Origin of the sequence: Cupriavidus sp. WKF15, assembly GCF_029278605.1 — a bacterium.
Taxonomy (GTDB): domain Bacteria; phylum Pseudomonadota; class Gammaproteobacteria; order Burkholderiales; family Burkholderiaceae; genus Cupriavidus.
In genome coordinates, this window is the sequence record NZ_CP119573.1 from 1127018 (window position 1) to 1151010 (window position 23993).

Genomic DNA, 23993 nt, shown 5'->3' on the forward strand with positions numbered 1-23993 from the left:
TGCAGTCCTAGAATGTCTGCCGACCTCTTCCCGAACCCCGTGGAAGACACGTCACCCGACAGATACGACGCACGCTTCCCGTTTCCCTCGCCGGCATGGTCAAACGACAACGCCTCAAGAGGCGGTCCCATTTCCATCTCATCGCCTAAACGCCGCTGAGCCCGGCTGACTCCCTGCTTTCGGTCCTGCTTTCCACTGATCCGCAAGCGGTGGTTCGTCCGGATTGCATCAGCATTGTCTGAAGAATCGAATTCCTTCTATATCCGGTCGCGATGTGCCAAGCCTAGACTTTTCCACGCTTTTGCCAAGATCCGCGCTGGCAGCAATGGGCTCGCCGGCGCAGGGGAGATGACCTATGCGATGAACATGGAGTTCGCATCGGCACAAGCCGGGGCGCATGCCAGCCAACGGCGGATGCCACGCCGCCGGCCGGCACGGCACTGACCGGTCAGATCGAGACGCCAGCGCGGTACCCGGCGTACCGCGCTGGCTTGCGTTGGCCGCGCATTCTTGTCACCCGTAAGGAAGCCATGGAAACACAGGGAAACCGCTTGAGGCTGCATATCGGTCAGGCGCTGTCGGCCGGCGCGTTGTGCCTGCTCCTGCTGGCCGAAGCGGCGCAGGTCGGCTACGAGGAGGGCGGCGTGGCGGGTCGTGACATCGCCACGGAGCCAGCGTCGTGGCTGCTGGTCCGTGACGCATGGCCGCTACTGCTGCCCGCCCTGGGGCTGAGCCTGCTCCTGGCGATCGGCTATGTGCGTATGCGCCGGCTGGCCGCGCAGCGCATGAAGGTGGAGGCGAAGCTCTCCCATGAACTGGCGCTGAAGGAAGCCCTGCTTGCCAGCCTGCCCGGGCCCGTGGCAGCGAAAGGCCCCGATCTGCGCTACATGGACCTCAATCCGGCGTTCGAGCGCTTCTTCGGCATCCGGAAAGCGGATGCGGTGGGCAGGCATGCGCTGGAAGTCGAGCACCTGCGCGACCGGATGAGCGGCGAGCTGCTGGCCCTGCAGGACGAAGCCATGCGGACCATGGCGCCACGCCACAAGCATCTGCAAATGAAGAACGCGGCAGGCGAGTTGCGGCGCGTGAAGTTCTGGGTCTCGCCGTTCCGCAACCCGGATGGCACACCGGGCGGCATCGTCACCATGCACTTCGACGTGACGGAGATCGATGAAGCGCGCGAGCGCGCGCAAGAGTTCGAGCGCAGGTTGAAGGACGTGATCGACAGCCTGCCCGTGACCGTGTTCCAGAGCCGCTTGCGAACCCGTGACCTGGACCAGAACTGGGAGGTGACGTATGCCGCCGGCGATGGCGCGGGGCTTGGCGTCGATACCGCCTCCGCGCTTGGCGCTGGCTCGCCGGAGCAAGCCGGCGTCTGCCCGGAGGACCATCCGCGGCTTCGTGCCGCGATCCTGGAGAGCGCGCGTTCATGCCAGCCGCTGGATATTGTCGGGCGCCTGAAGCGGGAGGCGGAACTGCGGTGGATCCAGGCCCGCGCCACCCCCAGGCGGGAGGGGGTGTTCACCGTGTGGAATGGCGTGATCCTCGATGTCACCGACCAGCATCGCCAGGCCGACGCGCTGCAAGAGGCCAAGGAGGCGGCCGAGTCCGCGCTGCGTGCCAAGGAGGGATTCCTTGCCATGATGAGCCATGAGATCCGTACGCCGATGAACGGCATCCTGGGGCTGGTCGAACTGCTGCAGAACACAGGGCTGGCGCCCGAGCAGCAACGCCTGCTCGCGCTGGCGCAGGAATCTGGCCAGGCGCTCGCGCAGATCCTCGACGATATCCTGGACTACGCGAAGATCGAAGCGGGCCGCCTGGCGATCCTGCCGGCGCCGCTGGACCTGCGCGACCTGCTGGACAGCGTCTCGTCGCTGCTGATGCCGCAGGCGCAAAAGAAGGGCCTGCAGCTGCGCCTGTACGTCAGTCCGGAGGTTCCCGCCACGGTACGCGCCGACGGCATCCGGATGCGTCAGATCCTCTTCAATCTGCTGGGCAATGCCATCAAATTCACCGACCACGGCAGCGTCGCGCTGCGCGCCACGATCGAGGCATGCACGGATGAAACCGCGACCGTGCTGGTAGAGGTGCAGGACACCGGCATCGGCATTGCAAAGGCAGACATGGGCCGGCTCTTCACGCCATTCGTGCAGGTCGAGCGCAGCTCGACGCGCCGCTTTGGCGGCACCGGGCTCGGGCTCGCCATCTCGCGCAGCCTGGCCGCCATGATGGGCGGCAGCCTGGCGCTGTCCAGCGAGGAAGGCACGGGCACGACGGCGGCACTGCGCGTGCCGTGCACGATCCTGTGCCAGCAATACGAACTGCCCTTGCTGCAGCAGCGCAAGGTGGCCGTCCGCGTTCGCGACCCGGACATCGCGCAGGCGCTCCTCGCCCATGTCCGGACCGCGGGCATGGTCCCGCTGGCGGAGCATGATGAGGCAGCGCAGGCGGCTGTCGTGCTGGCCGATGCGGACCCGCTGCCGGCGCTCAGCGGCGACAAGCGCCTGGTCCTGGTGACGACAAAGTGGAAGCAGCTCGGCTTCGGGGCCGATCAACATGGCAGCGTGCGACTGAGCGCGAATCCGCTGCGGTGGGCCGCGTTCATCGGCGCGGTGGAACGAGCGCTGGAACGCCAGGCGTCGCCGGCCGTCGCCGGGGAAGCCGGCCCCACGCAAGCGGCAGCCGCTTTGCGCGCGCCGAGGCGCTGGCGGATCCTCGTGGCCGAAGACCATCGTATCAACCAGGACGTCATCCGGCAGCAGCTCGTGCGGCTTGGCCACCTGCCGACGGTGGTGGATAACGGCGAGGCCGCGCTGCAGGCGTTGGGCTCTGGCGAGTTCGACCTCGTGCTGACGGACTTCCACCTGCCGGTGATGGACGGCTTCGCGCTGACGCAGGCCATCCGCAACAGCCGGGACGCCGCGCTGCACACGCTGCCCGTGGTGGGCATTACCGCGACCACGGCGCCGGACGAACACCGGCTTGGCTTCGACTCTGGCATGAATGCGTGCGTGCTGAAGCCGGTCACGCTGGCCTCGCTGCAGGAAGGCCTGTCCCGCGCGATGGACGCACGCGGCAGCGCGCGCGAACCGATCGGGGCCGGGCCGCGGCGGGCCGGCGGCACGGGCATCCCTGCTTTCGATGCCACGCGCTTGCGGCGCGAAAGCCTGCTGGAGGTGCTTCATGCGGGATCGGGCGACGCCGGGCTGCAGGACTGCATCGCGGCGCTCGCGGAGGATCGGGAGAGATTGGTCGATTGCCTTGCCAGGGGAGCGATCGGCGAACTCAAGCCGTGGTGCCACCGCATGCGCGGCGCACTCTCGGTGTTCGGCCACCCACACCTGGACGAAATCATGGATCGCTTTCAGAAGACCGTGCAGTCGGGCGCCGCGGCGCAGGTGCGCGCCGCCGGCCAACCGGTGCTGGATGTCATCGCGTACCTGATCGAAGCGCTCGGAACCGACGCCGGTGCGGCGAACGACGGTGCCGCCGGCCGCGTTCAGGGGCCGGTGAGCTGCCGCGACTGTGCGCGTCCGGATGATGCATGCCCTGGCGGCAATTCCGGTGGCGACCTTGTATCTGGAGTAGAGGAATAGCGATGGTAATCAGAGTCGTGCTGGCGGACGATCATCCGCTGATCATTTTCGGGGTGCGGCAGACGCTGGCCGCGGCGGCAGGCATCCGGGTCGTGGCCGATGCGCCCAATCCCCGGGCGCTGATGGAGCTGTTGCGCAACGTGCCGTGCGATGTGCTGGTGACCGACTTTTCCATGCCTTGCGGCGCCATGCCAGATGGCCTGACGATGCTGGCCGCGCTGCGCACCCGGTTTCCTCACGTCAGGGTGGTGATCCTGACCATGCTGGAGAACCCGGGACTGATGGCCAGCATGCAGGACGTTGGCGTGCTGGGCATCGTCAACAAGCGTGACGACCTGTCGGAACTGCCGGAGGTGATCGCGGCGGCGTACCGGCGCAGGCGGATGCTCGGTACCTCCGTGCGCGAGGACATGAAACGCTGGGAACAACAGACGTTGCAGCGGCATGCCAGGCGCAGCCTCAGCCTCAGCCCGCGTGAAATGGAGGTTGTGCGCATGTACGTCAAGGGCATGACGACGACTCAGGTGGCGCGCTACCTGCATCGCAGTGTCAATACGGTTAGCACGCAGAAGAGCAACGCCATGCGCAAGCTGGGGTTGTCTAATGACGCGGAGCTGTTTGATTATGCGCATGAGCATGGGTTGAAGTCGTGAGGGGGGAATGCGCGTTGTCTGGATGGGTTTGGATGTCGTTCTTGCTCGGACAAAAAGTGACTCGCCGGCTACGCCGGCGAAACAGCGGCGCCCGCCAAGCACAACGAGCCAGTCCCCACCACAAAGCCCCGCCGGCCACGCCGGCGAAACAGCGGCGCCTGCCAAGAACGACAGACCCCACCCCTTAGCCATTCCCGCAAAGGCCCTTTTTTACCAGTGGAAGCCGGCACCGATCGTCGCGCCGACATTGCCGCGCGAATTGGTGGTCACGCCTCCCTTGAACACCCACTTGCCAGAGTCTGAGAGCGCCGACACCCCCAGTGCAAGCGCGGACTGGCCGCTGTAGGTGCTGCCGGCCAGCGCGACCATGCCCTTGCCTGGCAGTACCGACTGCGGCAGCCCCGCCAGCGCCATGGCCGAGGCGGCGCCCGCGTTGGCGTCGCGCTGCACCCCGTCGATCCGGTTGTTCAGGCTGTTGATGGACTGGGTGTTGCCGCCAACCTGCTGGTTCAGGTTGGCAATGTCCTGCGTGTTCTCGTCTACCTTCTGGTTGGTCGCGTACAACTGCGAGCCGTTGACCGCGTCGGTGCTGCCTGCACTGATGCGGCCGGCAGCGACGTTGGTCACGGTGCGCTCGCTTCCGGCCGACCCGACGCTGACCGTGCCGGCCGCGCTGCCGCCGGCGAACTGGTAGGTGGTGCCGCCCACCACGCCGCTGGCGGTGGCCACCGCCGCCGCCGTGACCGAGCCGGCGCCGAGCGCTACGCTGTTGGCGTCCGATGCCACGGCGTTGCGGCCGAGCGCGAGTGCGCTGTCGCCGGTGGCCGTTGCGTTGTAGCCCACCGCTGTCGATCCTTGCCCCTGAGCGTAGGCGTCGGCTTGCGGCAGCCCCGTGTCGTTGGTGCGGACATAGCGGATGCCGCGCCCGTTCTGCTCGGTGTACTCGGTCGACTGGTCGCCAGCGAAATTGTTGATGACGGCGTTGGTCTCGTTGAGTTGCGACATGTTCACCGCGTCGCTGTCATTGACGCCGCGTGCCACATTGGTGATCTTCGTGCCTCCGGCCTTGGTCACCGAATTGTACGTGTCGCCGCCCATCGTCACGCTGTTGTAATTGACCGTGCCATCGGCATTCGTGTCGTACTTTACGGCGCCCTGGTCCAGGGTCGAGATGTTCGACGCGATCTGCTCGATGGCCTGGTTTGTCGCATACAGCTGGGAACCGTTGACAGCATCGGTGCTGTCGGCACTGATGCGGCCAGCGGCCACATTGGTGATGGTGCGCTCGGCGCCGGCGGCGCCGACGCTGACGGTGCTGGTCGGCGCGGTGCCTGCAAAAGTGTAGTCCTTGCCGGCGATGGTCACGTCCGTGGTGGCCACCGCGGCGGCGGTGACCGAGCCAGAGCCGAGCGCAACATCGCCCGCATTGGCGGCGACGCTGTTGTGGCCGATTGCCACCGCATCCGCTCCGGCCGCATTGCTGTCGCGTCCCATGGCCACGGCACTGTCCCCGGATGCCTGCGCGTTATAGCCGACTGCGGTCGAGGCCTGCCCCTTGGCGTAGGCGTCAGCCTGCGGCAGACCAGTGTCATTGGTGCGGACGTAGCGGATGCCGTGGCCGTTCTCTTCCGTGTACGTGGTCGACTGGTCGCCGGCGAAGTTGTCGACCGTATTGGTGATGCTGGTCACGTCGGCCTTGACTTCATTCAGCTGGGACACGTTCACCGCATCGCTGTCAGCCACGCCGCGCGCCACGTTGGTGATTCTCGTGCCGCCGGTCTTGGTCACCGTGTCATACGTCTCGCCCCCCATCGTCACGCTGTTGTAATTGACGGTGCCGTCCGCAAACCGGTCGTACTTGACCGCGCCCTGGTCCAGGGCCTCGATGGCCTCGTTGGTCGCATAGAGCTGCGAGCCGTTGATGGCATCGGTGCTGGTGGCGCCGATGCGGCCGGCGGCTACGTTGGTGATGGTGCGCTCGGCGCCGATGTCGCCAACGCTGACCGTGCTGGCCGGCGCGGTGCCGGCGAAGGTGTAGTCCTTGCCGGCAATCGTCGTGCCCGCCGTGCCAACCGCGGCCTGCGTCACGGAACCCGCGCCGAGTGCCACGTCGTTGTCGTTGGCGGCCACGGCATTGCGGCCAAGCGCCAGCGCATCGCCGCCGAGTGCGACGGCGTTGTAGCCCAGTGCGGACGAGCCGACGCCTTGCGCGTGCGCATCGTCCAGCGGCAGGCCGCTGTCGTTGGTGCGCACATAGCGGATGCCGCGGCCGTTGTCGTCGATGTACGTATCGGACTGGTCGCCGGCAAAGTTGTTGATGATGGCGTTGGTCTCGTTGAGCTGCGACATGTTCACCGCATCGCTGTCGTCCACGCCGCGCGCGACGTTGACGATCTTCGTGCCGCCCGTCCTGGTCACCGGGTTGTAGGTATCGCCACCTAGCGTCACGCTGTTGCGGCTGCTGTCGTCGTACAGGACCGCATTCGCCGTGGCAGCCTGCAACTGGCTTACGTTGACAGCGTCGTTGGCCGCCGTGCCGGCGGTCAGGCCGGTGATCTTGCCGCTGCCGCCGTCATTGACGGTGACGTTGCCGAATTTCGGCGCGTCGGCCAGCTGCAGGTTGATCGCGCCCGAGATCGGGTCGGTTACGGTTTTCAGGTTGCCGCCGGAGTAGGTGCCGGCGGTGGTGGCGGCACCGGTGATCGCCAGCGTGTCGCCGAGATGGCGGTCGACGCTGCCGCCGCTGTTGCCGCTGAAGCTGAGCGGCTTGTCCAGTTCCTGTGACACGGCATGCAGTTGCGAGCCGTTGATGGCGTCGGTGCTGGTGGCGCTGACCTGGCCGGCCGCAACATTCTGGATCTGCCGGGGAGCCGCCGCGGAACCTACGCTCACCACATCGCCCGCCGCCAGCGACCCGCCGGCAAAGGTGTACGCAACGCCATTCACGGTCATGCCGGGTGTGGGCGTGGCCGCGGACACCGTGGCATTGTTGCCCAGCACGACGGCACCGCTCAGGCCGGCCGGAACGGACACATTGTTGCCCACCACGAACGCATTGTCGGCGTCGATGGTGTTGTTATTGCCCAGTGCGTAGCTGCCGGAGCCGTTGATGGTGTTGGGGTCGCCGATGGCGCCGGAATGATCTCCGTTGACGAGGTTGCCGGCGCCGATGCTGATGGATTGCACACCAAGTGCCTGCGCCGCCTTGCCCACGGCAATGGCCTCGGTATTCGCTGACTTTGCGCCATCACCGGCGGCGATGGACGACGTGCCGCTTGCGAAGGCATAGTCACCCAGCGCAAGCGCCTGGTCGCCGGCCGCTGTCGAGAGCACGCCCACGGCGACAGCGGCGTTGTGCGAGGCAACGGCCCCACGCCCGAGCGCGACGCTGTAGTTGCCCGTGGCAAACGCCGCGGTACCGACGGCGGTACCGTCAAGGGCTGCGGACGAATCCACCCCGAGCGCTACGGCGCCATCACCGGAGGCACTGGTGTTGCTGCCGAACAATGTCAACCCTGCATGCTCGTTCGCGTTGGCGTTGTTGCCGACAATGGTCGAACCCGCGCGAGGCAGCGGGCTTCCCCATGGGTCGGTGGTCATGGTGGGATAGAAGTAAGTCGGGTACGAGATGCCCGCCGCGTTGTCGCCGATGACGAGGTCGCTGGAAGCGCCGGTCGCGTTGTCCCCGATCGGCTGGAATGCGTAGGCGCCTTGCATGGCGCCTTGGGCAGCCATGGCAAGCACCGCGACGACAATCGTGCGGCGGGCGAGCTTGAGGCGCCCCTTGGCGGTTTCGGGCGCGGCGACCCATGTACCCGTGGATGCGTTGTAGACGCTGCGGTATGTCTTGTTCATGATGGCTTCCTGTTGGCTAGGGACGGCAGGGCAGGCGCTCGACGCCAGTGGCCTTGCCTGGGGCAACCCACATAAACCGGGCGTGAGTTCGCCCCTGCCGCATGCGCGGCATGTTCAAAAAGTGGGGGAATGGAAGGGATCAGCCGGTCGTCACCACGCCGGCCGGCCGGTGCGCTACTTCACGCCGGTGGAGCGGATCTCCACGCGCCGGTCGGGCGCCAGGCACGCAATCAGCCGGGTCCGGGGCATGGCGCCGCAGCGGCTGACGGGGTTGGCCTCGCCACGGCCTTGTGCCGTTACCACGCGGCTGTCCACGCCTCGCGCGACCAGCAGGTTCTTCACCGTCTCCGCGCGCCGTTGCGCCAGGCGCTGGTTGTAGGCGGCGGAGCCGAGGCGGTCGGTGTAGGCGTACACGTCGACATGCCTGAGCGATTTCATCGCGGCCAGCTCCCTGCCAAGTGCATCGACCAGGCGGCGGCCTCCCGGCAGAAGGTCGGCCGGACCCGAGCCGTTGAAGGCGAACAGGGCATCGGCGCCCAGCGTTGTGGTTCGTTCGGTGACGGCAGGCATCACGGCGGGGGCTGCCGGCGCGGGCGTGTCCGGGTACTTCAGGAATGACGCGCACGATTCGGGCGCCCAGTAGTACGAGCGCGACAGCATGTCCGTGTCGAACAGCACCTTCATCTGGCATTGCACGACATCGTCCAGTGCTGCGTTGCCGGTGCGGAAATTGAACAGGTAATCCCACTCGCGCACATCGAGCATGCCCTCCTTGAAGTGCGGGCGGCCGATCAGCGCGTAGTGCTGGTCCTTGGTCATGCCAGGGCGCAGCTGCCGCAGGTTGTCGAGGTTGGCGAAGGTGCCCTGCGCGGGCCACGCGCTGGCCTTGTCGGGGAATACGACCTGGCTCGACGTGCCCTGGTGGGTTGGGGGGCTGGAGGTCGTGGAACATCCGGCCACGATGGCGGTGGCCATGGCTGCCGCGGCGAGGGAAGAGGTAGTCAATCTCATAGTGATGCCTCGGTTTGATCGAAGAATTCCGATCCGCGGCAAGCACTGTTCTCGGCCAGACGATCTGACCGGGAGATTGGGTTCAGTCGGAAAGAGAGCGGGCGATGTTGTCGCCGCGCCGGGTCTCCCGCCGCGCCGATCACTCGGGTGACCAGCGCGGCGTCGATGGAGACCGGTGCTGAATGCTGCGGATCTTCGCCTCGTAGACTAGGGTTCCGCAGCAACGGAAACTATAGAAGGACTTCGATTCTGCGCGGGTTTCGTGTGCGGGCGGATGCCGCGGTTGCCGCGGCTGGGTGGGGCGCGTTGATCGCTGATGTCGTGCTGATGCGCTGGCTGTTCAGATAGCGCCTTCCGCGCGCAGCGCATCCACCTGCGCGTCGCTGAATCCCAGCGCACCGAGAATATCCGCCGAGTGTTCGCCGAGCGCAGGCACGCTGCCCATGCATGCCTGCGCGCGGGACAACGTGGCGGGAGGCAGCAGCGCCTGCTCCGGCCCGGCCGGCGTGGCGACTTCGCGCCAGCGGTCTCGCGCGGCGAACTGCGGATGCGCCCAGACCTCGTGCATATCGTTCAACGGCGCATTGGCAATGCCGCCCCGGTCGAGACGTTCGATCAGCTGGTCGCGCGTCATGTGCGCAAGGCACGCGCCGATCTCGGCATCGAGCGCGGCACGGTTGGCCACGCGCTGCAGGTTGGTCGCGAAGCGTTCGTCCGCGGCGAGCGCCGTGTCGCCGAGCACCTCGCGGCAGAAGCATTGCCACTCGCGATCATTCTGCAGGCCGAAGATCACGCTGCCGCCATCGCCGGCCCGATACTGGCCGTACGGTGCGATGGCCGGATGGGCAAGGCCGGTGCGCGCCGGCGGCGTGCCGCCATAGTGGGCGAAGTTCAGCGGGTACGACATCCATTCGCCCAGCGCTTCGAGCATGGTGACCTCCACGCGCTGGCCCTTGCCGGTGCGCGCGCGTGCCAGCAAGGCCGAGAGGATGCCCGAGTAGGCGTACATGCCGGCCGCGATATCGGCAATCGAGATGCCCGCGCGCGACGGGAAGGTTGGCAGAAGTACCTGCTACGCAAGCGCTTGCCGGCGCAAGGCTGATATCCCTGCGGCGGCGGTGGGCGACAGCGAACTGGCTATCATCGCCTGTCGCATGCACTACGGCGATCGGTAGTTCGCATGGCCGCTGGCTCGCGGCCGAAAGCGAGTTTTCAGGCCACCGGCGGCGCCGCTGTCGACCCACGCACAATCAGTTCAGGCTTCAGCTCGACCGTCACAGCGTCGGCCCCAGGCTCGCGGATCTGCTTGAGCAGCAGCCGCGCCGCTTCTTCGCCCATTTCATGGACGGCAATGCGCACCGTGGTCAGCGGCGGAGTCAGCGCGTCGACGAACGGCATGTCGTTGTGGCCGATCACCGAGATGTCTCCGGGGCAGCGCAGGCCGCGCGCGCGCAGGCAGTCATAGCAGCCCATGGCGATCAGGTCATTGCCGGCGGCAATGGCCGTGATGTCCGGGAATTCGGCCAGCAGCCGTTCGCAGGCTTCGCGGCCGGCATCGCGTGAATAGCTGGCCGCCTCGATGACCTGCCATTGCCCGGCCCGCAGGCGGTGGCGCCGCACGGCGCGGACAAAGCCCTCGCGGCGCAGGAAGCCGGTCGAGAGCGTGGCGGGCCCCGCAATGTGGCCGATGTTGCGGTGCCCGAGCCCGACCAGGTGGTCCACGGTCAGGCGCATGGCCAGCAGGCTGTCGCTGACCACGCACGATGCGCGGCCGGTGTCCTCGCCGCGGTTCACCATGACCACGGGAATGCGCTGGGCCACGCAGTACTCTAGGACAGGGTCGTCGCGCTCGGCGGTGGCCAGCACCAGCCCTTCGACCTGCCGCCCGAGCAACTGGTCGATGACGTAACGCTGGCGTGCCTTGTCCGTGCCGGCATTGACCACGATCGGCACATAGCCTTGCTGGCTCAGCACCGCTTCAATGCCCGCCAGGATCGGCGGGAACACCGGGTTGGCGATATCGGGCAGCACCACGCCGACCAGTCCCGAGCGCTGCGTGCGCAAGCCTGCCGCGATCCGGTTCGGCCGGAACCCGCGTTCGTCGGCCAGCGCCAGCACGCGCGCCGCCACGTCTTCCGCCACCAGGTGCCGCGTCGCCGGGTTCATCACGCGCGACACCGTCGAGTAATGCATATTGATCTCGGCGGCGAGGTCTTTGAGGGTCAGGCGTTTGCGCTCGGACATGTCGGCGGAAGGCGGTGCGGCGGCGCCTGGGGCGCTGGGCGAACTGGGAATGCGCCATTCTACGGCACCCGCTACAGCCAGCGGGCGCCGCGCCGCCCGCGCTGGCGTTCTACTGGCCGCCCTTGACGCCCGACTGCTTCACGACCGGCGCCAGCTTCGCGATCTCCGCCTGGATGTACGTGGAGAACTCCTGCGGCGTGGATGTCCTGGGCTCGGCCCCCTGCACCGCGAGCTTTTCCCGGACGTCGGCAGAGGCCAGCGCCTTGCCGATCTCGGCATTGAGCGCGTTGACGATCTCCTTCGGCGTGCCGGCGGGGGCGAGGATGCCGAACCACGAATCGAAGGCGTATCCCGGCAGGCCGGATTCCGCCACCGTCGGAATATCGGGCAGGGTGCCGGCCCGCTTCGCGGTGGTCACGGCCAGGGCCTTGAGCTTGCCCTGGCGCACGAACGGCATGGCCGACACCGTCGGCGCGAACATCATGTCGCCACGGCCGGCCATCACGTCCGTGAGCGCCTCGCCGGTGCCCTTGTACGGGATATGGACCACGTCGATGCCGGCCTGCATCTTGAACATCTCGCCGCTCAGGTGCGTGGAGCTGCCCGAGCCGGCCGAGTCGAAGTTCATGGCACCGGGATTGGCCTTGGCCGCGGCGACGATGTCGCGCACGGAGTTGTACTTGCTGGCGGCATTCACCACCAGCACATTGGGCACGCTCGCCACCAGCGACACCGGCGCGAAGTCCTTGACGGTGTCATAGGCCAGCTTCGGGTACAGCGTGGCGTTGATGGCATGGCCGACCGAGACCAGGATCAGCGTGTAGCCGTCCGGCGCGGCCTTGGCGACGCCGGTGGCGCCCAGCGTGCCGCCGGCACCGGGGCGGTTGTCGACGATGATCTGGTAGCCGGCGTTCTGTCCCATCCTGGTCCCGATGATACGGGCCAGGATATCGGTCGCGCTGCCGGCCGAGAACGGCACCACGAGGCGGATCGGCTTGGACGGGTATTGCGGCTGCGCCATGGCGCCAGGGGCTGTGGCCAGCATGGCCGCAGCGGCCGGCAGCGTGAACAGGGCACGCAGGGTCTTGCGACGAAGGGGGCGGTTCATCGTATGTCTCCTCACAACAATGGGTTCAGAAGAAGTGGGCCAATCGCGAAGGTCTGCGGGTCCGCACCGGCGCTCATACCGAGTTCGTTGATGGCGAAGTCGTAGCTCGCGTTCTTCTTGTTGTCGATGCGGCTGTAGTAGTGGGTTGTCTCCCCTACCTGTGATGCTTGTTCTGGAAGAAGGTCCCCGCAATGTGGAGGACGGCGCCATGCCGTGGCGCCGGATACTGCGCACTGCCTGTCGTGGCTGCCGGCTCAGGCCTTCGGGTAAGGCATGGCCAGCAGCAGCATGGCCGGGCGGTTGCCCGGGTTTGACACCTGCCGCGCTTCGCCCGGCGCGAGCCGGACCGAATCGAACTGCTGCAGCGTCACGGCCTCGTCGGGTGTGCGGATGCAGACTTCGCCTTCGAGCACGACGTAGTGCTTCTCGACGGCGGACGCATCCATGCTGGTGTGTCCACCGGGCAGCAGCACCGACACCCCCAGCCACAGCGACTCGGATGGCCCGGCCTCATGCCCTTGCAGGCGCAGGCAATGCATGCCGTCGTGGTTGGGCGGAAAGTACGCCGGCGCCTGGGCGAAGCGGGTCGTGTTCATGGCTTGAGCACCACGCGTTCGGTCGCACCCTGCAGCACGGCGCGGTAGGCCTCGGCAGCGTCAGCCAGCGCGTAGGTGTACTCGGGCAGCACGGGGAACGGCTTCAATGCGCCGGACGCGAACATCGGCGCGAGCTGGTCGAGGATGCCCGCGCAAGCGCTGCTGTCCAGCGCGAGCGTATCGACGCCCACGTAGGTGTGCTGGCCGCGGTAGAACGCGAAGATGTCGAACGGAACCGGGCGCTCGATGGTGGAGATGAAGATCTGCGCCGCGCCGATCGCCATGGCCTGGTTGGCCTGCTCGAAGTACGGGCTGCCGACGGTGTTGTAGACGATGTCGGCGCCGTGGCCGTCGGTCTCGTCGCGCACCACCGTGGCGATGGCTTCATTGCTGGCATCGATCATGCGCACCGGCGCGCTGGCGTGGCCGCGATAGCGCTCGGCGGTGCGTTCCACGGCGAACACGCGCGCGCCCAGCGCGGTGGCGATCTGGATCGTGGCCTGTCCGACCTTGCCGTTGCCGCCGCACACCAGCACGACGCTGCCCGGCTTCGGCATGCCGGCGCGGCGCAGGCCTTCAAAGGCGGTGATGAAGGGCACGCCGACCGCGCCGGCTTCCAGCAGCGAGACCGTGGCCGGCTTTTCGCGCACCGCTTGCGCGGCCACGCGCAGGTACTTGCCGTGCGTGCCGTCGCGGCGGATGCCCAGTTCGCCGCCACTGCCCCATACCTGCAGGCCGACCAGGCCGCTCGGGCCGTCGATCACGGTGCCCGCATAGTCGCGGCCTGGCGTGCGCGGCCACACTGCATGCGGCATCAGGCCAAGCGTGGCCTTGACGTCGCTGGGGTTGACGCCGGCGCTGGCCACTTCGATCACGCACTGGCCGTCGCCGGCCTGGGGGCGCGGCGTACCCACCAGTTGCAGTTGCAGGGTGTCGATGCCGGCGGCTTTCTCGCTGACGCGAATCGTGTTCATGTTGTCTTCCTTGTTCAGTGTCTGTTGCCGTGTCCGGCTTGGTTCAGGCTTCGCGCAGGCCAAGCGTGCGACGCGCCTCCTGCGATGACGCGATCTCGCCGCCGAGCGAGCGGACGATGTCGCGCGCCTTGGCGACCAGTGCGGCATTGCTCGGTGCGAGCACGCCCTTTTCCAGGTAGATGTTGTCTTCCAGCCCGACGCGGACATGGCCGCCTGCGAGCCACGCCTGCGCCACGATCGGGAACTCCGCGCGGCCGATGCCGAAGGCCGACCAGTGCGCGCCGGGCGGCAGCATGTTGCGCGCATAGAAGATGGTTTCCGGCGTCGGCGCGAAGCCGTATTTGACGCCGAGTACGAAGGTCCACAGGCCGGGGCCGTCGAGCACGCCTTCGCGGATGAAATCGAGCGCCATGTTGAGGTCGCCCGAGTCGAAGATCTCCAGCTCCGGCATGACGCCGGCCGCGCGGATCACGGCCGCCATCTTGCGGACATTGGCCGGCGTGTTGATGACCACGTCGCCGCCCGAGTTCATGGTGTTCAGGTCGAGCGAGCACACGTCGGGACGCAGCGCGGCGATGTGCTCCACGCGCTTGGCCGGGTGCAGCAGCGTGGTGCCCGGGGCGGCCACGCGCGGTTCGTCCTCGCTCGGCACGAAGCGGCCGCCGGGGCCGGTGGTCAGGTTGATGATCAGCGTGCGGTTGCGCTTGCGGATGCGGTCGATGACGTCGTCGTAGTACTCGAGCGACATCGACGGACGCCCGGTCTCGGGATCGCGCACGTGGATGTGCGCGGCCGCGGCGCCGGCTTCGGCGGCCTCCAGCGCGGCATTGGCGATCTGCTCCGGCGTGACCGGCAGGTTGGGGTATTGCTCGGGCGTGACGATGTTGCCGGTCACCGCGCAGGTGATGATGGTCTTGCGTGCGTGCATGGTTGCGTTGGCGAATGAGTGGAAAGCAATCAGCCGAGCTGGCGTCCGCCGTCGACGACGATGGTGGTGCCCGTGGCAAAGCGCAGCGACGTGGCGCAGGCGACGACGGCGTCGGCCACGTCCTGCGCCTGGCCGATGCGGCGCAGCGGCGTGGTCCTGGCCGCGCGTTCGTTGAAGCTTTCGTCGCGGCCGGGCACGAAGCCCGTGTCGACCACACCCGGCGAGACGTTCAGCACGCGGATGGCCGGCGCCAGCGCGCGGCCCAGCGACATGGCCATGACGTCCAGCCCGGCCTTGGCCGCGCAGTACGCCACGTTGCTGCCCTGGCCCGTGCGCCCCGCGATCGAGCCGACATTGACCACCAGCCCGTCGCCGTTGGCGCGCAGGTGCGGCGCGAATGCGCGGATCGCCGCGAACTGGCCGCGCCAGTTGATGGCGAACAGTTCGTCGATCAGGGCATCGTTGAGCGCATCAAGATCGGCGTGTGGAATCGCCCGCGTAAAGCCGGCGGTATTGACCAGGATGTCGACGCGCCCGTAGTGGCGGCTGACCTCGTCGGCAAGCGCGTTCAGTGACGCGGTGTCGCCGATCTCGGCGGCCGCGCCCATGTGATTGCCGGCCGGCAGCGATGCGGCCGCGCTGTCCGCGCTGTCGCGGTTGCGGCCGGTCAGGACGACGCTGGCGCCGAGCTGCGCCAGCGCATTGCCGGTAGCCAGGCCGATGCCGCCGGTACCGCCGAGGATCACGGCAACCTTGCCGGAAAGGGAGAAGAGGCTCATGGTGTTCAGTCGTGCTGCGTGAAAAGCGAGGGGGCCGGGCGGTCAGTCGATCGGCGGCTTCGGGAAGGTCTGTTCGCCGGGTTCGAGGGTGAAGTCGAAATCGAGCGTGTAGAACGGGGCGGGCAGGTTGCCCCAGGGGCTTTGGCCATGTTCGACGTGTTCGAGATGGCCGACGAGCTGCCGGTGCACGCCGAAGGTCACGTCGGATTCCAGCGCTTGCGGCTCGTCCACGAACACCTGCGTCACCAGCGTGCGATAGCCCGGCGCCGCGACGATGAAATGGATATGCGCGGGCCGGTACGGATGGCGCTGCTGTGCGTCGAGGAGCGTGCCGATCGGGCCGTTGGTCGGCACCGGATAGCCGGCCGGGCGTACGGTGCGGAAGTGGTAAGCGCCTTGCTCATCGGTATGGAAGCAGCCACGCAGGTTGCGGTCGGGCTGGCGCGGATCCTGGTTGTCGTACAGGCCGACCGGAGAGGCCTGCCAGATTTCCACGAGCGCGCCGGACAGCGGCATGCCATCGGTGCCGCGCACGGTGCCGCGCACGAATAGCGGCAGGCCGGGGGCGTCGTCCTGGACCACGCAGTCGCCGCAGGCATAACGCGGGGCGTTGGCGCGGTAGAACGGGCCCAGCAGCGCGCCGGGGGTGCGGCCGTCCGTGGTGTTGTTGTTCATCACGGTCACCAGCGTGGACAGGCCCAGCACGTCGGCGGCCAGCACCACTTCATTGTTGGTCGCATGGGTGGCGTGACCCAGTGCGGCGATGAATTCCAGCGCCTGTTCGAACTCCTCGTCCGTGGGGCGTACCTCACGCAGGAAATCGTGCAGGTGCTGGACCAGCAGGCCCATGACGAAGCGCAGCCGCGGGCTGGCGGCCTGCGTCATGGCGGCCTGGACGATCTGGGTGACGGAATGCTCGTCCTCGATCAGGCGAAGGGGGTGGGGTGGCTGGGGCTGTTGTCTGGTCTCCATCTTTCTGCTCCTTGCAAACGTTTGCAGCAAACGTTTGCAATTATGCGTCAGGAATGGCGTTGGTCAAGGGGATTTTTTGGGAGTTAGCCGGCGGGGAGGATGTGCCGGGTTAAAAACGCAGGAAAAACAAGGGATTGCCGAGGGTGGGGCGAACCCTTATGGTTCTTGGCGGGGCTGCCTATACGAGTCATCCGGCTTTCGATGGAGGGAGGAATCAGAGGGGATGCAATGGGGAACCAGGGTCATCGAGCCACGATCGAGCCGTCGCAGCGGCTCCCCGGTCCCTAAACCCCCCGGCGCTATACTGACCCCCTCCATCAAAGAGGACGACCCGCTTGCCCGATCCCGACCTCTCCAGGCTGAAAATCGACCGCGGCCCACTCACCGCACCTTCGCGGCGGCGCCGCTGGCTTCCGTATATCGCCATCGCGGTGGTGCTGGCCGCGGCGGCCGCCGTCACCTTCAAGCTGGCCAGCCCCACGGCAGTGGAAACCGTGACGGTCTCATCGGCCTATCCCTCCCAGAACTACACCCTGCTCAACGCTACCGGCTACGTCGTGCCCCAGCGCAAGGCGGCTGTCGCTTCGAAGGCGCAGGGCAGGTTGGAATGGCTGGGTGTGCTGGAGGGCTCCCGCGTGAAGAAGGGCGAGATCATCGCCCGCATCGAAAGCCGCGACGTGGACGCCACGCTCGCGCAGTCGACCGCGCAGGTGAAGGTCGCGCAGGCCAATCTGGAGCTGCAACTTGCCGAGCTCCGCGACGCGGATGTGAACCTGCGCCGCGACGAACAGCTGCTGGGCCCGAAGGCGATCTCCGTCCAGCAGTACGACGCCGACCTGGCCCGCTTCAGGAAGGCGCAGGCCTCGGTCGCCAATTCGCGCGCGGCGATCGTGTCGGCGCAGGCCAGTGCGCGGGCCGCCCAGGTGGCTGTCGACCAGACCGTGATCCGCGCGCCGTTCGACGGCGTGGTGCTGGTCAAGCATGCCAACGTCGGCGACAACATCACGCCGTTCTCGTCGGCGTCCGACACCAAGGGCGCGGTCGTGACCATTGCCGACATGGATACGCTGGAAGTCGAGGCGGATGTCGCCGAATCCAATATCGCGAAGATCCGCGCGGACCAGCCTTGCCTGATGCTGCTCGACGCGCTGCCCGATGTCCGCTTCGCGGGCCAGGTGTCGCGCATCGTGCCGACGGTCGACCGCTCCAAGGCGACCGTGCTGGTCAAGGTGCGCTTTGTCGACCGCGACGCGCGCGTGCTGCCCGATATGAGCGCCAAGATCGCGTTCCTGTCCAAACCGCTGCCCGAGCAGGACCGCAAGCCCGTCGTGGCCGTGCAGCCCGCTGCCATTGCCACGCGCGACGGGCGCAAGGTGGTGTTCGTGATCCGCGACGGCAAGGCGCATGAGACGGCAGTGACGACCGGCGAGCGCATCGGCGAACTGGTGGCCGTCAGTGGCGTGGCCGCCGGAGCTACGGTGGTGCTGGCGCCGGCCGACAAGCTGCGCGACGGCGCCAGCGTCACGGCGAAGAAGAAGTAACGTGGCAGCCGATCCGCTCGTACGCATCCGCCATCTCGCCAAGTCGTACCGGCGCGGCATGCAGACCGTGCCGGTGCTGACCGATATCACGCTCGATATTGCCGAGGGCGACTTCATTGCGCTGATGGGGCCGTCGGGCTCGGGCAAGAGCACGCTGCTCAATCTGATCGCGGGCATCGACCGGCCCGACAGCGGCGAACTGCTGGTGGCGGGGCAAGACATTACCCATCTGGCGGAGTCGGAGCTTGCCGCCTGGCGCGCGGCCAACGTCGGTTTTATCTTCCAGTTCTACAACCTGATGCCGGTGCTCACCGCCTTCGAGAACGTGGAGCTGCCGCTGATGCTCACGCGCCTGTCGCGCCAGGAGCGGCGCGCGCGCGTGGAGATGGTGCTCGGCATGGTGAACCTGGCCGACCGCATGAGCCACTATCCGTCGGAACTGTCCGGCGGGCAGCAGCAGCGCGTGGCCATTGCCCGCGCACTAATCACCGACCCGGTGCTGATCGTGGCCGACGAACCCACGGGCGACCTCGACCGGAACGCCGCCGCGGACATCCTGGCGATGCTCCAGCGGCTGAACCGCGAGGCCGGCAAGACCATCATCATGGTCACGCACGACGCGCATGCCGCCAACGCGGCGCGCTCGCTCTTGCACCTCGAGAAAGGGGAACTGAACCATGGCAACAGCGCCTGAACGGCACTGAACGGACGCGCCATGTTCGTGCTCAAGCTGATTGCCCGCAACGCGCTGCGCCACAAGCTGCGCACCGCGCTGACCGTGACCGGGCTGGTGGTCGCGGTGCTGGCCTACGGGCTGCTGCAGACCGTGGTGGACGCCTGGTACGCGGGTGCGGCCGCGGCTTCGAGCGGGCGGCTGGTGACGCGCAACGCGATCTCGCTGGTGTTCCCGCTGCCGCTCAGCTATGAAAGCCGCATCCGCGGCGTGGACGGCGTGACGCTGGTAGCGCGCTCCAACTGGTTCGGCGGCGTCTACCGCGATCCCAAGAACTTCTTCGCGCAGTTCGCCGTCTCGGACAACTACCTCGACCTGTACCCCGAGTTCGTCGTCACGGCGCAGCAGCGCGCCGATTACCAGCGCGACCGCAAGGGCTGCCTGATCGGGCGGCAGCTCGCGGACCAGTACGGCTTCAAGGTCGGCGACGTGATTCCCATCAAGGGCACGATCTATACGGGCACGTGGGACTTCATCGTGCGCGGCATCATGGAGGGGCGTGATGAAAGCACCATCACGCGCCACATGGTGTTCCACTGGGAATACCTGAACGAGACCGTGCGCAAGCGCTCGCCGAAGCAGGCCGACCAGGTCGGCGTGTACATCCTGGACATCGACAACCCCGACAACGCCGCCGCGATCTCGCGCGGCGTGGATGCGGTGTTCCGCAATTCGCTGGCCGAGACGCTCACCGAGACCGAGCAGGCGTTCCAGCTGGGCTTCGTGGCCATGTCGAACCAGATCATCGCGGCCATCCGCGTGGTGTCCTACGTGGTGATCCTGATCATCATGGCCGTGATGGCCAACGCGATGGCGATGAGCGCGCGCGAACGCACCACGGAGTACGCCACGCTCAAGGCGCTCGGTTTCGGGCCCGGCTTCCTGGCGCTGCTGATGTTCGGCGAATCGATGTTCATCTGCCTGGTGGGCGGTGGCATCGGCATGCTGGCCACGCCGCCGATGGCCGCGATATTCAAGCAGGCGGTCGGCGGCGTGTTCCCGGTGTTCACCGTGTCGCGCCAGACCATGTGGATGCAGGCGGCCTGCGCGCTGGCCGTGGCGCTCGTCGCCGCCGTGGTGCCGGCCGTGCAGGCGGCGCGCGTGCGCATCGTGGAAGGCCTGCGGGCCATCGGCTAGGCGAGCGCATGGCGATCCCGTTCAGCTACATCGCGCGCAACCTGTGGGCCCGGCGCCTGACCACGGCGCTGACGGCCGGCGGCCTTGCGCTGGTGGTGTTCGTGTTTGCCACCATGCTGATGCTTGACGCGGGGCTCAAGCGCACGCTCGTCACCACCGGCGAGCCGGACAATGTGGTCATGATCCGCAAGGGCGCAGAGACTGAGGTGCAGAGCGGCATCAGCCGCGACCAGGCCAGCATCATGGAGATGCACCCGTCGGTGGCGATGGACGGCAACGGCCGGCCCATGGCCTCGAAAGAAGCGGTGGTGCTGATCTCGCTGACCAAGCGCGGGTCGGATACGCCTGCCAATGTCGTGATCCGCGGCGTGTCGCCGAAGGGCCTGGGATTGCGGCCGCAGATCCGGCTGGTGGCGGGGCGCACGTTCCGGCCGGGCTCGTCGGAGATCATCGTGGGCAGCAGCGTGGCCCGCGGCTTCACCGGGGCGCAGCTTGGCGGGCGCCTGCGCTTTGCCCAGCGCGACTGGACCATCGTCGGCGTGTTCGACGCGGGCGGCAGCGGCTTCGATTCGGAGATCTGGGGCGACGCCGACCAGCTCATGCAGTCGTTCCGCCGCACCAGCTATTCGTCGATGGTGGTGCGGCTGTCGCGGCCGGAAGCCTTTGCGCGCCTGCGCGCCGACATCGACGTCGACCCGCGCCTGACCGCCGAGGCCAAGAGCGAGCAGGCCTTCTACAGCGACCAGTCCAAGGCGCTGTCGACGTTCATCAACATCCTGGGCCTGACGCTGTCGACGATCTTCTCGATCGCGGCGATGATTGGCGCGATGATCACCATGTATGCGTCGGTGGCCAACCGTGTTGCGGAGATCGGCACGCTGCGCGCGTTGGGTTTCCGGCGCACCAACGTGCTGGCCGCATTCCTGGTCGAGGCGCTGCTGCTCGGGCTGGCCGGCGGCGTGGCCGGGCTCTGCTGTGCGGCGCTGATGCAGTTTGCGTCGTTTTCCACGACCAACTTCCAGACGTTCGCGGACCTGTCGTTCCGCTTTATCCTGACGCCGGGCATTGTGGCAAAGACGCTCGGGTTCTCGATGGCGATGGGCCTGGTCGGCGGCTTTCTGCCGGCGCTGCGCGCGGCCCGCATGAACATCGTCGATGCGCTGCGGGCGCGCTGACGTTCGCCGATCAGCTCGCGGCAAACTCCTGGGGCGCAGGCGCGCGCCGCGCCAGCCCGAGCGTCAGCATGGTGCCGCCGGCGAGCAGCGCGGGCACGCCGATCAGCACGAACAGCGTGGGCATGCCCAGTCCCAGCGACAGCATGGTGGCACCGCCGACGGAGCCGACCACCGAACCGAGACGGCCCACGCCGTTGGCCCAGCTCACGCCCGTGGCGCGGCAGTCAGTCGGGTAGAAGCCTGCCGACAGCGCGTTGGCGCCGACCTGCGACCCCGATACGCAGAAGCCCGCGAAGAACACCGCGACACTGGCCAGCGCAGGCGTATCGGCGAGACTGCCGATAGCGGCGACGAACACGCCGGCCAGCGCGTAGCTGACGGCCAGCACGTAGTGCGGGTTGAAGCGGTCCATCAGCCAGCCCAGCACGATGGCGCCGAGCGTGCCGCCGACCTGGAACATGGTGGTGACCAGCGCCGCGGTGCGCAGCGACAGGCCGGTGCCGCGCAGCAGGGTCGGCAGCCAGCTCGAGAGCAGGTAGATCACCAGCAGGCTCATGAAGAAGGTCAGCCAGAACAGCAGCGTGCCGCGCACCAGTTCAGGCTTGAACAGGTGCCGCACCGGAGAACTGGTGCTGCGCGTCTCGGCCACGGTAAAGGTCGCGCCGCGCAGGTCGGCCTGCGGGGCAATGCGCTGCAGCGTGGCGGCGATGCGTTCCGGCGCGCGGCCTGCCATCACCAGGTAGCGCACGGACTCCGGCAGCAGCAGCGCCAGCAGCACTGACAACGCCAGCGGCAGCACGCCGCCGACCACCAGCACCGAGCGCCAGCCGTAGGCTTCGATCAGCCCGGCAGAGGCCAGCCCGCCCAGCGCGGAGCCGAGCGTGAAGCCGCAGAACATGGTCGTGACCAGGAACGAGCGGCGCTTTTCCGGACAGAACTCGGACGTCAGCGTGATGGTATTGGGCATGGCGCCGCCCAGGCCAAGGCCGGTCAGGAAGCGCAGCGCGATCAGTTCCCACAGCTCGCCCGACCACGCCGATGCGAGGCTGGCCAGGCCGAAGAACAGCACCGAGAACACCAGCACGCTCTTGCGGCCGAAGCGATCGGCCAGCGGGCCGAACAGGAAGGCACCGGCCATCAGGCCGCCGAGCCCGGCGCCGAACAGCGGGGCCAGGTGTGCCGGCGTCAGCTGCCATTCGGCGCGGATGGCCGGCGCGATGAAGCCGATCGCGGCGGTGTCGAAGCCGTCGATGGCGACGATCAGGAAGCACAGCACCACGATCATGACCTGGAACGCCGATAGCGGATGGCGGTCGATGAACGCAGAAATATTGATTCTCTGGCTGGCAGGCATGGGTTGTCTCCTCCTCGTTGCCTGTTTCGGGACAAATTCGGGCTGGCGGCCGTGTCGGCCGCCAGTCACCGCGGTGGTCACTGCATGGTCTTCCGGAAGTTCAGAGCCAGGGCGTCGGGCTCAGGCAGCGTTCGGCACGCCAGCCGTGCAGCCACTGCAGCGCGTCGTAGTACTGCGCCTGCGTGCGGCCGGTCCACAGCGTGTTGCGCACCATACGGTCGACACCCTTGGCGTGGTACACGCGGCCCATGTCGCGCGCGGCGTAGAGCACGCGTGCGGTGCGCGGGATGCGCGCCTGTTCGTACAGCTTGAACGCCGCTTCGAAGTCATTGCCGGCCGCTTCCACCGCGGTGCCCAGCGTGACAGCATCTTCGAGCGCCTGGCAGGCGCCCTGCGCGACGTATTGCGTCATCGGGTGCGCGGCATCGCCCAGGATGGTCGCGCGGCCGAAGCTCCAGCGTTCCACCGGATCGCGGTCGGCCGTGGCCCAGCGCTTCCATGAGGTCGGGCGATCCAGCATCTGGTGCGGCAGCGCGTGGATGCCGTCGAAGTACGACAGCACTTCTTCCTTGCTGCCTTCGCGCACGCCCCAGGTCTCCTGCTCGCGGCTGTGGAAGGTCACGACCAGGTTGTACTGCTGGCCGCCGCGCAGCGGGTAGTGCACCAGGTGGCAGTTCGGGCCGGCCCAGACCACGGGCGCGTTGACCCGCAGGTCCTTCGGCATGTTGTCGACCTCGACCACCGCGCGATACACGACGTGGCCGGTCACGCGCGGCGCGTCGCCGATCAGCGCCTCGCGGATGGCGGACTTGACGCCGTCGCAGCCGACCACGGCATCGGCATGGTGGCGTTCGCCGCGCTGGTCGATGACGGTGACGCCGCGCTCGTCCTGCTCCAGCTTCTCGACGCGCGTGGCGGTGCGGAAGCTGATCAGCGGGTGGTCCTGCACGGCCTCCAGGATCGACAGGTGGATGTCCGCGCGGTGGATCACCGCATACGGGTTGCCGAAGCGCTCGCGGTAGGGCGTGCCGACATCGACGCGGGCGATCTCGTGCGTGTCGATCGCGTCGCGCAGGCTCAGGTAGTCGGTGAAGACCGCCCGGCCGCGCGCGGCCTCGCCCACGCCGAGCGCGTCCATGGCCGCGAAGGCGTTGGCTGCGAGCTGGATGCCTGCGCCGATCTCGCCGATCTGCTCGGCCTGCTCCAGCAGCTCGATGCGAATGCCCTTGCGCGCGAGCGCCAGCGCCGCGGCCAGGCCGCCGATGCCGCCGCCGATGATCAGGACTTTGCGCCCCGTGTCTTGTGGTGTGTTCATGCTTGTCTCCTGGCCTGGA

17 protein-coding genes and 1 pseudogene are annotated in these 23993 nt (G+C 67.6%); 6 read left to right on the forward strand and 12 right to left on the reverse strand.

The features are described from left to right. The first annotated feature begins 530 nt into the window (after positions 1-530). Positions 531-3599 (forward strand): ATP-binding protein, encoded by a 3069-nt coding sequence (locus CupriaWKF_RS22475; protein ID WP_276102951.1) that lies wholly within the window; start codon positions 531-533, stop codon positions 3597-3599. Between the two features lie 2 nt (positions 3600-3601). Beyond that, complete coding sequence (locus tag CupriaWKF_RS22480) at positions 3602-4252, forward strand: response regulator transcription factor (RefSeq protein WP_276102952.1); 651 nt, start codon at positions 3602-3604, stop codon at positions 4250-4252. A 210-nt stretch (positions 4253-4462) separates the two neighbouring features. Here the strand turns inward: CupriaWKF_RS22480 and CupriaWKF_RS22485 are convergent, their stop codons facing one another. From CupriaWKF_RS22485 to CupriaWKF_RS22530, 10 genes and pseudogenes are all read right to left on the reverse strand, one after another. Then, positions 4463-8107 (reverse strand): YadA-like family protein, encoded by a 3645-nt coding sequence (locus CupriaWKF_RS22485; protein ID WP_276102953.1) that lies wholly within the window; start codon positions 8105-8107, stop codon positions 4463-4465. Positions 8108-8281: 174 nt separating this feature from the next. Further along, a complete protein-coding gene (bamE, locus tag CupriaWKF_RS22490) occupies positions 8282-9118 on the reverse strand; it encodes an outer membrane protein assembly factor BamE (protein WP_276102954.1) in 837 nt (278 codons plus the stop codon). Between the two features lie 340 nt (positions 9119-9458). Next, positions 9459-10169 (reverse strand): annotated as a pseudogene (locus CupriaWKF_RS22495) (CaiB/BaiF CoA-transferase family protein); the annotation flags it as partial. A 161-nt stretch (positions 10170-10330) separates the two neighbouring features. Further along, on the reverse strand, positions 10331-11362 hold the full coding sequence (locus tag CupriaWKF_RS22500; RefSeq protein ID WP_276102955.1) for a LacI family DNA-binding transcriptional regulator: 1032 nt from the start codon (positions 11360-11362) through the stop codon (positions 10331-10333). Positions 11363-11471: 109 nt separating this feature from the next. Then, the gene (locus CupriaWKF_RS22505; protein ID WP_276102956.1) at positions 11472-12470 is read right to left on the reverse strand and encodes a tripartite tricarboxylate transporter substrate binding protein; all 999 of its coding nucleotides are present in this window, start codon (positions 12468-12470) and stop codon (positions 11472-11474) included. A gap of 254 nt (positions 12471-12724) precedes the next feature. Then, positions 12725-13066 carry a cupin domain-containing protein gene (locus CupriaWKF_RS22510; protein ID WP_276102957.1) on the reverse strand — a complete coding sequence of 114 codons (342 nt, stop codon included), beginning with the start codon at positions 13064-13066 and terminating at the stop codon, positions 12725-12727. Beyond that, positions 13063-14040, reverse strand: coding sequence for a zinc-binding alcohol dehydrogenase family protein (locus CupriaWKF_RS22515; protein WP_276102958.1), 978 nt, complete (start codon positions 14038-14040; stop codon positions 13063-13065). The genes CupriaWKF_RS22510 and CupriaWKF_RS22515 overlap by 4 nt, the downstream gene beginning before the upstream one ends. Positions 14041-14083: 43 nt before the next feature. Then, entirely contained in the window at positions 14084-14968 is an 885-nt protein-coding gene (locus CupriaWKF_RS22520; protein ID WP_276102959.1) for a 3-keto-5-aminohexanoate cleavage protein, read from the reverse strand. Between the two features lie 29 nt (positions 14969-14997). Then, entirely contained in the window at positions 14998-15747 is a 750-nt protein-coding gene (locus CupriaWKF_RS22525) for an SDR family oxidoreductase (protein ID WP_276102960.1), read from the reverse strand. 42 nt (positions 15748-15789) lie between these two features. Continuing rightward, positions 15790-16719, reverse strand: a complete 930-nt coding sequence (locus CupriaWKF_RS22530; RefSeq protein ID WP_276102961.1) for a dioxygenase — start codon at positions 16717-16719, stop codon at positions 15790-15792. A 335-nt stretch (positions 16720-17054) separates the two neighbouring features. Here CupriaWKF_RS22530 and CupriaWKF_RS22535 point away from each other — a divergent pair, with 335 nt between their 5' ends. From CupriaWKF_RS22535 to CupriaWKF_RS22550, 4 genes are read left to right on the forward strand one after another with little or no spacing between them, the layout of a single operon-like run. Then, positions 17055-18260 (forward strand): efflux RND transporter periplasmic adaptor subunit, encoded by a 1206-nt coding sequence (locus CupriaWKF_RS22535; protein ID WP_276102962.1) that lies wholly within the window; start codon positions 17055-17057, stop codon positions 18258-18260. A 58-nt stretch (positions 18261-18318) separates the two neighbouring features. After that, positions 18319-18954, forward strand: a complete 636-nt coding sequence (locus tag CupriaWKF_RS22540) for an ABC transporter ATP-binding protein (RefSeq protein WP_276103167.1) — start codon at positions 18319-18321, stop codon at positions 18952-18954. 21 nt (positions 18955-18975) lie between these two features. Further along, positions 18976-20130 (forward strand): ABC transporter permease, encoded by a 1155-nt coding sequence (locus CupriaWKF_RS22545; protein WP_276102963.1) that lies wholly within the window; start codon positions 18976-18978, stop codon positions 20128-20130. Positions 20131-20138: 8 nt separating this feature from the next. Next, a complete protein-coding gene (locus CupriaWKF_RS22550) occupies positions 20139-21305 on the forward strand; it encodes an ABC transporter permease (RefSeq protein ID WP_276102964.1) in 1167 nt (388 codons plus the stop codon). Between the two features lie 10 nt (positions 21306-21315). On the opposite strand, the gene CupriaWKF_RS22555 is transcribed toward CupriaWKF_RS22550, so the two are convergent. Together CupriaWKF_RS22555 and CupriaWKF_RS22560 are read right to left on the reverse strand one after the other, a co-directional pair. Beyond that, a complete protein-coding gene (locus CupriaWKF_RS22555; protein ID WP_276102965.1) occupies positions 21316-22659 on the reverse strand; it encodes an aromatic acid/H+ symport family MFS transporter in 1344 nt (447 codons plus the stop codon). A gap of 100 nt (positions 22660-22759) precedes the next feature. Then, complete coding sequence (locus CupriaWKF_RS22560) at positions 22760-23974, reverse strand: 3-hydroxybenzoate 6-monooxygenase (RefSeq protein ID WP_276102966.1); 1215 nt, start codon at positions 23972-23974, stop codon at positions 22760-22762. Positions 23975-23993 lie beyond the last annotated feature (19 nt).

What these genes read in the sequence shown, in the direction of transcription:
- CupriaWKF_RS22500 (WP_276102955.1), bottom strand. Translation starts at nt 11,362, where the DNA reads ATGTCCGAGCGCAAACGCCTGACCCTCAAAGACCTCGCCGCCGAGATC.
- bamE (WP_276102954.1), bottom strand. Translation starts at nt 9,118, where the DNA reads ATGAGATTGACTACCTCTTCCCTCGCCGCGGCAGCCATGGCCACCGCC.
- CupriaWKF_RS22560 (WP_276102966.1), bottom strand. Translation starts at nt 23,974, where the DNA reads ATGAACACACCACAAGACACGGGGCGCAAAGTCCTGATCATCGGCGGC.
- CupriaWKF_RS22540 (WP_276103167.1), top strand. Translation starts at nt 18,319, where the DNA reads ATGCAGACCGTGCCGGTGCTGACCGATATCACGCTCGATATTGCCGAG.
- CupriaWKF_RS22520 (WP_276102959.1), bottom strand. Translation starts at nt 14,968, where the DNA reads ATGCACGCACGCAAGACCATCATCACCTGCGCGGTGACCGGCAACATC.
- CupriaWKF_RS22510 (WP_276102957.1), bottom strand. Translation starts at nt 13,066, where the DNA reads ATGAACACGACCCGCTTCGCCCAGGCGCCGGCGTACTTTCCGCCCAAC.
- CupriaWKF_RS22545 (WP_276102963.1), top strand. Translation starts at nt 18,976, where the DNA reads ATGTTCGTGCTCAAGCTGATTGCCCGCAACGCGCTGCGCCACAAGCTG.
- CupriaWKF_RS22485 (WP_276102953.1), bottom strand. Translation starts at nt 8,107, where the DNA reads ATGAACAAGACATACCGCAGCGTCTACAACGCATCCACGGGTACATGG.
- CupriaWKF_RS22550 (WP_276102964.1), top strand. Translation starts at nt 20,139, where the DNA reads ATGGCGATCCCGTTCAGCTACATCGCGCGCAACCTGTGGGCCCGGCGC.
- CupriaWKF_RS22530 (WP_276102961.1), bottom strand. Translation starts at nt 16,719, where the DNA reads ATGGAGACCAGACAACAGCCCCAGCCACCCCACCCCCTTCGCCTGATC.
- CupriaWKF_RS22525 (WP_276102960.1), bottom strand. Translation starts at nt 15,747, where the DNA reads ATGAGCCTCTTCTCCCTTTCCGGCAAGGTTGCCGTGATCCTCGGCGGT.
- CupriaWKF_RS22555 (WP_276102965.1), bottom strand. Translation starts at nt 22,659, where the DNA reads ATGCCTGCCAGCCAGAGAATCAATATTTCTGCGTTCATCGACCGCCAT.
- CupriaWKF_RS22475 (WP_276102951.1), top strand. Translation starts at nt 531, where the DNA reads ATGGAAACACAGGGAAACCGCTTGAGGCTGCATATCGGTCAGGCGCTG.
- CupriaWKF_RS22505 (WP_276102956.1), bottom strand. Translation starts at nt 12,470, where the DNA reads ATGAACCGCCCCCTTCGTCGCAAGACCCTGCGTGCCCTGTTCACGCTG.
- CupriaWKF_RS22515 (WP_276102958.1), bottom strand. Translation starts at nt 14,040, where the DNA reads ATGAACACGATTCGCGTCAGCGAGAAAGCCGCCGGCATCGACACCCTG.
- CupriaWKF_RS22480 (WP_276102952.1), top strand. Translation starts at nt 3,602, where the DNA reads ATGGTAATCAGAGTCGTGCTGGCGGACGATCATCCGCTGATCATTTTC.